This is a genomic window from Arsenicicoccus sp. UBA6765, from assembly GCF_002453335.1.
GTDB classification, from domain to species: Bacteria; Actinomycetota; Actinomycetes; order Actinomycetales; family Dermatophilaceae; genus Arsenicicoccus; species Arsenicicoccus bolidensis.
The window spans coordinates 1-11573 of the sequence record NZ_DKGR01000058.1; the positions used below are offsets into that span (position 1 = coordinate 1).

The 11573-nt window shown below is 72.5% G+C and carries 11 protein-coding genes; 4 read left to right on the top strand and 7 right to left on the bottom strand.

Features of this window, described 5'->3' with window-relative positions:
* Positions 1 to 407 precede the first annotated feature (407 nt).
* The gene (locus B4K29_RS15950; RefSeq protein ID WP_286968108.1) at positions 408 to 1100 is read left to right on the top strand and encodes a DUF4352 domain-containing protein; all 693 of its coding nucleotides are present in this window, start codon (positions 408 to 410) and stop codon (positions 1098 to 1100) included.
* Between the two features lie 68 nt (positions 1101 to 1168).
* Here the strand turns inward: B4K29_RS15950 and B4K29_RS15955 are convergent, their stop codons facing one another.
* From B4K29_RS15955 to B4K29_RS15965, 3 genes are read right to left on the bottom strand one after another with little or no spacing between them, the layout of a single operon-like run.
* Entirely contained in the window at positions 1169 to 2659 is a 1491-nt protein-coding gene (locus B4K29_RS15955) for a PTS transporter subunit EIIC (protein ID WP_286968109.1), read from the bottom strand.
* Positions 2659 to 3588, bottom strand: a complete 930-nt coding sequence (gene murQ, locus B4K29_RS15960) for an N-acetylmuramic acid 6-phosphate etherase (protein WP_286968110.1) — start codon at positions 3586 to 3588, stop codon at positions 2659 to 2661. Before murQ ends, B4K29_RS15955 begins: the two co-directional genes overlap by 1 nt.
* A gap of 2 nt (positions 3589 to 3590) precedes the next feature.
* Complete coding sequence (locus B4K29_RS15965; RefSeq protein ID WP_286968111.1) at positions 3591 to 4568, bottom strand: MurR/RpiR family transcriptional regulator; 978 nt, start codon at positions 4566 to 4568, stop codon at positions 3591 to 3593.
* A 144-nt stretch (positions 4569 to 4712) separates the two neighbouring features.
* Between B4K29_RS15965 and B4K29_RS15970 the strand changes: the two genes are divergently transcribed.
* Positions 4713 to 5996 carry a cytochrome P450 gene (locus B4K29_RS15970; protein WP_286968112.1) on the top strand — a complete coding sequence of 428 codons (1284 nt, stop codon included), beginning with the start codon at positions 4713 to 4715 and terminating at the stop codon, positions 5994 to 5996.
* Positions 5997 to 6000: 4 nt separating this feature from the next.
* Positions 6001 to 6480 (top strand): hypothetical protein, encoded by a 480-nt coding sequence (locus B4K29_RS15975; protein WP_286968113.1) that lies wholly within the window; start codon positions 6001 to 6003, stop codon positions 6478 to 6480.
* 37 nt (positions 6481 to 6517) lie between these two features.
* On the opposite strand, the gene B4K29_RS15980 is transcribed toward B4K29_RS15975, so the two are convergent.
* From B4K29_RS15980 to B4K29_RS15990, 3 genes are all read right to left on the bottom strand, one after another.
* Entirely contained in the window at positions 6518 to 6862 is a 345-nt protein-coding gene (locus tag B4K29_RS15980; RefSeq protein ID WP_286968114.1) for a hypothetical protein, read from the bottom strand.
* Between the two features lie 104 nt (positions 6863 to 6966).
* Positions 6967 to 8043, bottom strand: a complete 1077-nt coding sequence (locus B4K29_RS15985; RefSeq protein ID WP_286968115.1) for a CobW family GTP-binding protein — start codon at positions 8041 to 8043, stop codon at positions 6967 to 6969.
* Positions 8040 to 9386 (bottom strand): carboxylesterase family protein, encoded by a 1347-nt coding sequence (locus tag B4K29_RS15990; RefSeq protein WP_286968116.1) that lies wholly within the window; start codon positions 9384 to 9386, stop codon positions 8040 to 8042. Before B4K29_RS15990 ends, B4K29_RS15985 begins: the two co-directional genes overlap by 4 nt.
* A gap of 46 nt (positions 9387 to 9432) precedes the next feature.
* Here B4K29_RS15990 and B4K29_RS15995 point away from each other — a divergent pair, with 46 nt between their 5' ends.
* Complete coding sequence (locus B4K29_RS15995; protein WP_286968117.1) at positions 9433 to 9843, top strand: hypothetical protein; 411 nt, start codon at positions 9433 to 9435, stop codon at positions 9841 to 9843.
* 4 nt (positions 9844 to 9847) lie between these two features.
* Here the strand turns inward: B4K29_RS15995 and B4K29_RS16000 are convergent, their stop codons facing one another.
* The gene (locus tag B4K29_RS16000; protein WP_019287109.1) at positions 9848 to 11512 is read right to left on the bottom strand and encodes a nuclease-related domain-containing DEAD/DEAH box helicase; all 1665 of its coding nucleotides are present in this window, start codon (positions 11510 to 11512) and stop codon (positions 9848 to 9850) included.
* Positions 11513 to 11573: the final 61 nt, after the last annotated feature.

Here is an 11573-nt window from a genome sequence, read left to right on the forward strand (position 1 = left end):
AGACGAGGCTGGCAGCCAACGTCGTTCCCCAGGCCGATGCCTTTACCCCCGGCGGGTGTGGCGGCGCCGGGGCAGGCGCGCCGTCGATCAGATGGCGGCGCCTGCGGGAGGCGCACCGCCGATCAGGTGGAATGCAGGCCGGGAATCCTAGGTGATCTACGTCACTCATTGCCCCTCGAGCACGAGCGCAATGATCGCCGTCCGGGCCGCGGTAACCACCCGACAACACACGTTGTATCGATCCAACCTGCCCGGCGGACTACGACGACCTGCCCCGAAGGGACTAGCTCTCACGCCAGACCTCGACGCCGGCGCGAGCCGGGGCGCTTGCCTCGTTGTTACCAGCGGGTTACGTTCTGCCAGGCTCCCGATCGGTGAGCCTTCAACTTCTTCGTCGAGGACGCCGAATGACTGACCCTGCTCTGACCCCCAACCCTGCCAACAGCCCGGCGCCTCAGAAGAACTGGTTCGCACGGCACAAGATCCTCACGGGTGCGATGGCGGTCGTTCTGCTTGGTGCATTCGGGTCAGCGATGGGAGGTGGCAACGAGCCTGCGTCATCGAGCACGGCCGCCCCCTCCTCCCCCGCGGCCACAGCCTCCGCGCCGGTCGCCGCAAAGGCCGCGGCCGCTCCGGCGAAGGCTCCTGCCGCCCCGGCCACGACCCAGGCGCAGGAGGCGCCGGCTGCCGAGGCACCGGCCGCCGGCATCGGAACGCCCGTCAACGATGGCAAGTTCGAGTTCACGGTGAAGTCGGTCAAGTGCGGGATCACCTCGGTGGGCCCTGACTTCATGGCTGAGAAGGCTCAGGGCGAGTTCTGCCGTGTGACCCTTCGCGTCCGGAACAAGGACAAGGCTCCCCAGATGATGTTCGCCGACTCGCAAAAGGCGTTTGCCGGGGAGTCCGAGTACAGCGCCAACTCCATGGCGTCCATCACGGACGCCTCCGCGAACAACACCCAGAGCGTCTGGATGGAGAACATCAACCCTGGGAACGCCGTCCAGGGGAACCTGTTCTTCGACGTGCCCAAGGGCACGAAGCTGACCAAGCTCGTCCTTCACGACTCAGCCTTCTCCGGCGGCGTCGACGTCAAGCTGTGACAGCCAGGCTGTGCAGGTGCCACCATCACCTGCACAGCCCCAGCTCGCCTGTCCCGCGGACCAGCTCGTCAGACCCTCTCTGCTGATGTCCGCTCCGGCTCGGCGTCCATCCCGTCGTCGTTGAGGCGCTCGAGCTCGGCCTTGCTCAGGCCGAAGAAGTAGGTCGCCAGGAAGCCCGCGACGTACCCGACGACCAGGCCCCCGGCATACACGGCGATCGCCGCACCGATCCCCCGGCTGCCGTTGGTCAGCGGGAACAGCGCCCACCCGCTCGGGCCGATCGCCGTCGAGCCGACCGTGGTGCCGAGCTGGTTGAGCAGCCCGACGAACATCCCGCCGAAGGCACCGCCGACGCACGCGGTGATGAACGGCCGCCCCAGCGGCAGGGTCACGCCGTAGATCAGCGGCTCCCCGACGCCCAGGAACCCGGCCGGCAGCGCCGACCTGATGGTCGATCGGATGCCGGCGTTGCGCTTGAGCCGCACGTAGAGCGCGATCGCGGCACCCACCTGTCCGGCGCCGGCCATGGCCAGGATCGGCAGCAGCACCGTGTAGCCCGCCTGCTCGATCAGGGTGGTGTGGATCGGGATGAGGGCCTGGTGCAGGCCGAGCATCACCAGCGGCAGGAACAGCCCGGCCAGGACGAGCCCGGCCAGCGCCCCACCGTGCTGCAGCAGGCCGTTGGCGAGGTCGCCGATGCCCTGCGCGAGCCACCCGGACAGCGTCATGAGCGGGAAGATCGTGAGCACGCCGGCCACCAGCACGACGAAGGTCGGCACCACGAGCATGCTCAGCGAGCGAGGGGCCCAGCGCCGCGCCCACCGCTCGAGGTAGGCCGCCAGGATCGCGGCCAGGAGCGCGCCGATCACGCCACCCTGCCCGGGCGCCAGCTTCTCGCCCGCGATGGTGACCTTGGCGACGCCGGCGAACGGGATGATCGCCGCGACCGCCCCCCCGAGGATCGGTGTGCCCCCGAACTCCTTGGCGGCGTTCATGCCGACGAAGACAGCGATCAGCGTCATGAAACCGCTGGCCACCGCCGCGAGCACCGGCGTGACCGGAGCCGCCCAGGGCGCCCACCCGCGCGTCACGAAGTTCGTCAGCACGCCGTTGAGCCCCGCGATGATGCCGCACGCGATCAGCGCCGGGATCAGCGGGAGGAAGATGTTGGCGATCCGCCGCAGGAAGGCCTTGACCGGTGTCTGGTTGCGCCGCTTGCGGTCGCCCCGGATCTGCTCGCCCCGCTCGTGCAGCCCGGCTGCGTCGGTGCGTTCGGGAGATCCAGGCCGTATGCCGTCCGCCCCCGCCTCCGCCTCCGCCTCCTCGGCCATGGCGTCGGCCACCTCGTTGACCAGGCCCGGCCCGAGGACGATCTGCACGGTGTCGTCCATGACCACGCCGAGGACCCCGTCGATGGCGCGCAGCCCCGACTCGTCGACCCGGTCCAGGCTGCCGACGGTGACACGGAGGCGGGTGATGCAGTTCTCGACGTCCGTGATGTTGGCGCGGCCGCCGAGCGCGTCGACCGCCTGCCTCGCGATGGTGCGTGGGTCGGCCATCATGACTCCTTCGTCAGTGCGGTGAAGGTGGCCCGCAGGTCCCCGTGGTGCTGGGTGAGGGCGGCGTCGACCTGGGCCGGCGCGAGCCCGGTGAGCAGCGCGAGGGCGGCCGGCTTGGCCCGCCCGCCGTGCTCGTCGAGGGCGCGCTCGACGTCCTGGGGGGGCGCGCCGGTGATGGTGGTGACGATGCGGTGGGCGCGGGCGCGCAGCTTGTCGTTGGTGGCGCGCACGTCGACCATGAGGTTGCCGTAGGTCTTGCCCAGCCGGACCATCGCCATCGTCGAGATCATGTTGAGGACGAGCTTCTGCGCCGTCCCGGACTTGAGCCGCGTCGAGCCGGCGACCAGCTCGGGGCCGACGACGACCTCGATGGCCAGGTGCCCCGCGGCGGCGAGCGGCGAGCCCTGGTTGCAGGCGAACCCGACGGCGAGCGCTCCCCGGCGGCGCGCCTCGGCCACGGCCTCGACCGTGTATGGCGTCCGCCCCGACGCCGACAGGCCGACCAGCGTGTCCGCGTCGGTCAGCCCGATGCGGTCCAGGTCCCGGATCGCGAGCTCGCGGTCGTCCTCGGCGCCCTCGACCGCGGTGGTCAGCGCCACCTCGCCGCCCGCGATGAGGCCGACCACCAGCGACGGGTCGGTGTCGAACGTGGGCGGGCACTCCGAGGCGTCCAGCACGCCGAGACGCCCGGCGGTCCCGGCCCCGGCATACACGAGTCGTCCTCCCCGCCGCAGTCGCTCGGTGACCCCCTCGACCACGGCCACGATGGCGTCGAGCTGGGCCTCGACGGCGTCCGTCACGGCGGCGTCGGCGGCGTTCATCGCGACCGCCAGCTCACGCGTGGACAGGGTGTCCAGGTCGGCGTGGCGGTCGTCGATGCTCTCGGTGGTGAGCGCCGACAGGTCGGGGCCGTGGGGCTCGTCGGGCATCGTCATGACTCCTGCAGGTGGGGCTGGCTCTGATCAGCCGGCGTCGTGCGGGTGGCGGTGGTGCTCCGGGCGGCGGATCCCGGTGGCGCACTGGGCGGTTCGCCGTGGCGGTGCCGCAGGGCGTGGTACGAGTCGGCGATGGCCTCGCTCGCCCGGTCGAAGCAGCGTTGGGCGACGAGGGTGAAGAGGACGTCGACGACGAACAGCTGGCCGGTGCGCGAGCTCATCGCGGCCGGGCGCACGGGGTGCTCGCGGCCGGGGGCGCTCATGAGGACGTGGTCGGCGACGGCGACGGCGCTGCGCGGGTGGCAGGTGAGGGCGACGGTGCGGGCGCCTCGCTCCTGGGCGATCCGCAACGGCTCGAGCACGTCGACCGTGGACCCCGAGGCGGACACGACGACGAGCACGTCGCCGGGGCGGAGCAGCACGGACGCGGTGACGGCCTGATGCACCTCCGTCAGCCCGCGGGAGTGCAGGCCGATCCGCTCGAGCTTGGCCGACAGGTCGCGCGCGACGAGCCCGGAGGCCCCGATGCCCACGACGACCACGCGACCTGCGGCGACCACAGCGTCAGCCACCGCCGCCAGGACCTCCGGGTCGAGGCAGGCGGCGGTGTCGGTGATGACGGACCGTTCCTCCTCCGCCAGCGCGGCCAGGACGTCCACGGGCGAGTCGTCGCGGGTGATGTCGGCGGTGAGCCGCCCGTCGCGGCCGGCGGAGGACATCGATCCCACCGCCTCGGCGAGACCCAGTCTCAGGTCGCGGTAGCCCCCGACCCCGGCCGCCTGGGCCAGGCGCAGGACGGTGGCGTCGCTGGTGCCGGTGGCGCCCGCCAGCTCGCGCAGGGTCATCCGGGAGACGCCGGCGGGGTCGTCGAGGATTGCGCGCCCGACGCGGGCGGGGCCGGCGGGCAACGACGGGATGACTCCACGGACCCGCGCGAGCAGGCCGGAGGCGCCGTTGGAGTTTTCCTCCGTCATTGGAGTCATATCCTGGAGCATTGCACCGACCGATCGGAGGGTCAAGGCCACGGTTCGCCGCCCACCCCGTGGGTATGCGCGCCCGTAGCCCTGACGGACCACCCCGCGTGAAGGCGCCGCGCGACCCGACCTGAGGAGACCACGATGGCCAGCCGCACCGACACCACCCGCACCGACCGGACCCTCGACTTCCTCCGTCGCGGATATGCCTTCTCGGACGCCTGGCGGCGCGAGCTGAGCGCCGTCGACCCGCGGTCCGTCGCGCGGATCCCGTTGCGCCTCCTGGGCGGTCGGGCCCTGCTCGTCCGCGGGGACGAGGGCGTGCGCCTGTTCTACGACACCTCCCGCGTCAAGCGGCACGGCGCCATGCCGCTGCCGGTGCGTGGGCCGTTGTTCGGCGCGGGCGCCGTGCACGGGCTGGACGACGACGAGCACCGGCACCGCAAGGCGATGTTCGTCTCCCTGGCCTATGACGACGCCCAGGTCGCCCGGCTCCTCCCCCTGGTCGAGGAGCAGTGGCGCCGGGCCGTCGACCGCTGGCAGCGCGAGGGCTCCGGCGACGTCTACGAGACGGCGGTCCTGGCCTACGGACGCGCCGTCATGACCTGGGCGGGGATCGAGGTCCCCGAGGTCGAGCAGGACGTGTGGGCGCGGCGGCTCGCCCAGATCGTCGACGGTTTCGGCGCGCTCGGCCCCCAGCACCTGTTGGCGTGGGTCAACCGGGCCCGTTGCGACCGCTGGGCCGCGTCCCTGGTCCGGCGCACCCGCGCCGGCGAGCTGCAGCCGCCCGAGGGGACGGCGTTGCGGGTCGTCAGCGAGCACCGCGACCTGCAGGGCCGGCTGCTCGACGAGCACACCGCCGGCGTGGAGCTGCAGAACGTCGTCCGCCCCACCATCGCCGTGTCGCGGTTCGCGGCCTTCGCTGCGCTGGCGCTGCGCGAGAACGCCTGGTGGGCACCCCGGCTCGCCGCCGAGGCCGACGAGCGCGGCACCCTCGCCGGGGGTCGTGAGGCGACCGCCTTCGCCGAGGAGGTGCGCCGCGTCTACCCCTTCGTGCCGATGCTGCCGTCGATCGCCCGCGAGGACTTCACCTGGCAGGACCAGCAGATCAAGGCCGGCGACCGCATCCTCATCGACGTCGTGGGCACCAATCTCGACGAACGCCACTGGGACTCGCCGCGCACCTTCGACCCGCGCCGCTTCCTCGACGTCGACCGCGAGTCGGTCGAGCACTTCATCCCGCAGGGCGGGGGCGACGTCCGCACGGGACACCGCTGCCCCGGCGAGAAGATCGCGGTCGGCGTCCTCGCCATCACCGTCGCCGCGCTGAGTCGCCCTGACCTGCAGGTGGATCCACGCAACCTCTCCTTCGACGTCACGCGGCTTCCCACCAAGCCGCACCGCGCCCGCGTCCTGGCCGGGCACTGACGTCATGGCCGAGCTTGCGATCACGCTGCGCCTACCCCTCCCGCGGGACGTCGTCTGGCGCCGCCTGTGGTCGGCCTCTCGGCATACCGCCTCGATCCCCCTCACCGTGGTCACGTCGTCCGTCCCCGAGGGCCGGCTGGACGTCGAGGGCGCGCTCGTCCGCGCCCGGACCGCGGTGGGGCCGTGGGGCTTCGACGACGACATGGAAACCGTCTCGGTGACCACCCCCGAGGGCGACGGACCGTGGGAGTGCCGGATCGACAAGCGGGGCAGGGTGGTTCGCGGGGCGATCTACGCCGTCGCACGCCCGGTGCTGCTGCCCGGTGGGCGCCCGGGCACCGAGCTGCGGTGGCGCCAGCGGATCGCGGTGACCGGGATGCCGCGGGTCGCGGACCCGCTGACGGCGGCCGTGGCGTGGGTGGCCTATCGGACCGCGATCAGTCAGATCGTCGGCGGGGCGCAGGACGCCCGCCACCGACGCTGACGCTGCCGTCCGCCGCCCACGTCCCGAGCGAGACCGGTCAGGCGGTGCGGGGGCGGCGCAGGTAGCGCCACAGCAGGAGTCCGAACGCCGGCAGACCGCCGAGGAGCATCAGGATCGGACCGCCCCAGGCCATCCACTCCTGGTGCTCGGGCATCGGCAGCTGATCGGGCTCGAGCTCGTGCCGCAGCCAGACGGCATAGACCCAGATCAGCAGGCCGAGCAGCGCGAGCGCGATGAAGGCCCACGGCAGCAGCCGCCGGACCAGCCCCGGGCCGCGGGGGGTCTCGTCGTCCTGCTCGTCGCCGTCCAGGTCGCGCTCCCGCTCGGGGCCGTCGACCGTCTCGACACGGTCCGGCTCGGCGCTGGCTGCGGTGCTCGGCATGGGTCCTCCTGGACGGTCACGGCGATCTCTGACAGTAGTGAACCACCAGCCCCGTCGGCGCGCGCAGGCACCCCTCCGGTTTTCTCCTTCTTTCTGTGGGCTGCTCAGCGGACGACATAGCGCAGCAGCGGCGTCACCCGCTCGGGGTCCAGGACCCCCTCGTCCGACAGACAGGCTCGTATGTCGGACGCGACCGCCGCCTCGTCCACCCCCGTGCCGATCGCGACGAGCTGCGTGCGCCGCTCCGCACCCGACGGCCACGGCCCCCGCTCGAAGGCCACCCAACCACCGACGGCCTGGACGACCCACCGCTGGCGGTGCCCGGGTGCGTCCACCCACACCACCCCCTTGACCCGATAGAGCCCGGCCGGGCGGCTCTCGAGCAGGTCCAGCAGACGACGCGGGTCGACGGGCGACGGGGAGTCCACGCTCACGGACTGCCAGTGGTGGTGGGCATGCTCGTGCCCGTGTGCCTTCCCGTGGTCGTGCTCGTGCCCGTGGTGGAGGTGCCCGTGCTCCTGCTGCTCCTCGCGCAGCAGGTCCACGAGGCTGAGCTGTCCGGTGGGCTCGGGGCGTTCGATGGAGTCGTAGAGCAGGTCCGGGTCCACCTGGGCGAATCGCGCAGGAACCATGGGCTTCTCACCAACGAGCTCACGGATCACGTTCTCCAGCAGCGAGACTCGATCGGGAGCCACCCGGTCCACCTTGTTGAGCACGAGGAGCGACGCCACCTTGAGGTGGTCGGTCGCGACGGGGGGCTCGTCATACGAGCCGATCTCGTCCCACGCCGCGGCGTCGACGATCTCGACGAGACCACCGAAGCGGACCCGTCTCACCTCGCTGCTGACGATCAGCCGCGCGAGCTCGCGCGGCTCGGCCAGCCCGCTCGCCTCGACGACGATGGCGTCCAGGTCGAGCTCGGGGCGCGCCAGCGACTCCAGCGCGCGGTCCAGCTCGGTGGGGTCGGAGAGGCAGCACAGGCAGCCGCCGCTGATCGACATGGCCGCGTCGACGTGCCCCGAGACGAGGAAGGCGTCGACGTTGATGTCGCCGAAGTCGTTGATCACCACACCGATCCGCCCCGTGCCGGTCCGCAGGAGGTGGTTGAGCAGGGTCGTCTTGCCGCTGCCCAGCGAGCCCGACAGCGCGATCACGGGGATGCGCGCCTGGCGGGCACTCACGAGCCGCTCCGTCGAAGCCGCCGCGGCGCAAGGGGTCTCGGAACCGCATGGGTGAGCACGCCTGGCTCCTGGGGAAGCTCGTCGAAGGGCCGGCCCCAGGCGATCGCCCCCCACAGCGCCCGCAGCCGGCGCCCGGCGGCGTCGACGTCGCTCCAGCGGGCTCCGCGAAGGACGGCGGCGTGGCGCCATACGCGCTCGTCGCCGAAGAGCAGGGGGAGCTCGATGGCGTGACAGGCGCCATAGGCGTTGCCGGGGACCGACCACGAGAGCCGATAGCTGCGGCAGGTGCCGCCGGCCTGCACCCATCGGCGCGCGAGGGCGTCGATGCCGCGGCCGTAGACGACGTGCGTCGCCACCTCGTCCAGCGCCCGCCGCGCCCGCCCGCCGACCACCGGCAGGCTCGTCAGCTTGGCGACGGGCTCGAGGCGCGGGAGAAAGAGCAGCGCCTCCTCGGTCGTGCGCCCGATGAAGAGGTCGACGTCGGGGGCGACGGCGTCCCAGGCGGCATCCATGTCCTCCTCGGCGGGCAGGGGCGGGTGGGAGTACTGCACCGAGAACGGCATGGCCGAGGGCAGGCGGAACGCCCGCGCCACGCGCTCGGCGTCCGCCTGGGCGGCGAGCACCTCCTCCAGCGAGCTGTCCCGGCTCACGTGGGCGGTCGCCTCGGCCATGGCCTGCGCCATGGCCGCTCGAGCCGTGCGTATGCCGAGCGGCGGGCTCTGCACGATCGCGCGGCCGAAGAGCCCCTCCCCCGCACCCGCGACGGCGAGGTGCAGCACCGCGTCCGCGCCCGCGGACTGCCCCACGGCGGTCACCCGCCCGGGATCTCCGCCGAACGCCGCGACGTTGCGCCGCACCCACCGCAGCGCGAGCAGCTGGTCCATCAGCCCGAGGTTCGCGGCGCGCTCCCCGCCGTCCCCGAGATAGCCGAGCAGCCCGAGGCGATAGGTGACGGACACGACCACGAGGTCGCCCTCGGTGACCAGGGACGTGGGCTCGTAGCCGGGCCCGTCACCGGTCCCGCTCGTGTAGGACCCGCCGTGGATCCACACCAGGACCGGCAGCGGACCCTCGGCGCGCGGGACCGCCGGCGCCGTCACGGCGACGCGCAGGCAGTCCTCGTCCTGGCGCAGGCCGTGCGTCGCCGGACCGAAGGCCTCGTCGAGGAAGGGCACCGGCAGCTGCGGGGCGGACGGCCCGGGGTCGCGGCAGTCGACCGGCTCCGTCGCGTCGGGTTCAGGCACCGGCGACGCGAAGCGCTGGGCCCTGCCGTAGCGAATCCCCCTGAACTGCAGGAGCTCTCCGGCGCGGCGGCCGATGAGGGTCCCGCAGGGTGCGGTCACGACGACGTCCTGGGTGGCGTGCTCCAACAGGTGCTCCCGTTCCTGGGTGGATGACGGTCTCGCTCGGCTCGCCCCACGGGGGTTCGCCGACCGCACGACCGTATCCCGCCGAGCGTCAAGCCGTGCCCGGCCCCCGGTCGGCCTCCTCGACCTGCATGGTGCGGGCCATCGTCAGAAGCAGCCCCAGGCCGCTCGTCGGCTGGCGCGTCGTGTCGCCCTGCCGATCTCCGCCGACCTGCTCGCCTCCGGACCGAGGCATGTCGAGGCCCTCACCGCGTACCGCGACGGCGACCCGGACCCGATCCTGCAGGTGTTCGCCGACTCCGCGGTCCGCTCCGCCGCAGAGGGGCGCAGGCTCGGTCACGAGGTGCACGGCATCCACGCGGGATGGTCCGAGATCCTCGCTGCCCTCGACGAGTTCGCGGCGCGCGCGGGCCGACGGGTGCCCCTGCGGTGATGGTTCAGAGCGATCCGAGGCGGTCGATCACCGCATCGCCGGCCGTCCGCCGGATGACCTCCGGGTCGCCGACCACCACCAGCTCGTCGGTCGCCCGGGACAACCCGACGTAGAGCTTCTCCTTGGCGCGGTCGCGCGGCTCGTGCTCGTTGACGCACAGGACCACGACGCGGCGCTCGAGGCCCTTGCACCCGAGGACGTGCCCGTAGAACACGTCGTCGTCCTCCCAGAACGATCGCCAGTAGGCCTGGGGGTCGTGCTCGTCGAAGCGCTCGACCTGCACCGGGTGCCGCGCGCCGGTGGTGATGAGGGCGACGTCCCGCTGGCGCCAGCCCCGGTCGAGCAGCTCCTCCACCACGTCGTCGGCGCGTTCGACGGCCTCGTCGGCGGCGCAGGCCACGAGGCGAACGGCAGGCCCCTCTCCACCCATGGGCCGCATCCGCATCGGCGTGAGCGGGGCGAACACGTCGGCGATCTGTCGGGTGTTGCGCAGGTTGTGGTCGAGGACGAGAGGGACGAGGGGCACGGGTGGGCGGCCGAACCGGGCGAACACGCGCTGGTTCTCGTCGGTGTAGACGTACAGACCGCCCGTCTCCTCGTCGCGCAGCGCGTTCATCAGCGGCCGCCACCACCCGTCCGCGAAGTCCTGCGCCTCGTCCACGATGACGGCGTCGAACCTCTCCCCGTCGGGCAGTGCGGCGGCCAGGTCCGCCATACGGTCGGGCAGGCGACGCTCCCAGAAGTCGCCGTCCTGCCGGGTGCCGCCCTCGGCACCCCAGGACCGCCCCAGCTCCTCGAAGGTGCCGACGAACGCCGGAGTCCGCTTGCGGCTCAAGCCTTTCAGCTCGCGACGGAAGTACTCCGCCAGGCCGATCGAGTAGCACAGCAGAGCCACCCGCTGAGGCGCCCGGTCGTCGCGGCCGCGCGTCAGGTCCTTGGCCTGGGCGAGCGCCAGGACGGTCTTGCCGCTGCCCGCTCCCCCGCGCACCTCGACCCGGTTGAGCAGCCGCGTCACCCCCAACAACGTGGCCTGCTCGACCGTGAGCCGGTCTGCGCGAGAGGCACGTTCGTCGGCCTCGGCCGTCACGTCCTCCACGGGGAGCCTTCTGCCGCGCAGGATCTCGACGATCAGTCTCACGTCGTCGTCCGTGGGCGCTCGCTTGTCAGAGGCGCGGGCGGGTATGGCGCGCAACCGATCTGCCAGGTCGCCCTGGTCGCCCCGGCCCTGGATCATCCACCGCGGGCAGTCCGGGGTGTCGAAGTCGTCGTCGATCGCTGTGTAGGGCATGACCACGGCGTGGCTCCACCGGATCCGGGTGCGCGACGAGTCGCGCCACCGTGGGTCGCGCTCGACGTAGTCCCTGATGGCATAACGGGTCTGGCGGGCCTGGCGGACGGGGTCGATGCGTCGCCGGCCGTGGCCCGAGGTCGTCCACCATTGCCCCTGTGCGTCGCGCGAGCAGCCGCCTCCCTTGACCTCGACCACCACGATCCCCTCGCCCGGCAGCAGCAGGACGAGGTCAGCCTCGTGGTCCTTGGTCTCGTCGGTGAGTCGGAGCCCGGACAGCACCACGGCGTCGTCAGGCAGGGCAGCGACCAGCCGCTCCCACACCCCCCGCTCACTGTTGGTGTCGTGCTGCGGATCCTGCGGTATCGCCCGAGCCGTCATCGCTGCCCCCTCGCAACCTCGTTGAGTGCAGGCTAGGCGGGAGTCGTGGCGCGCCGTGGGC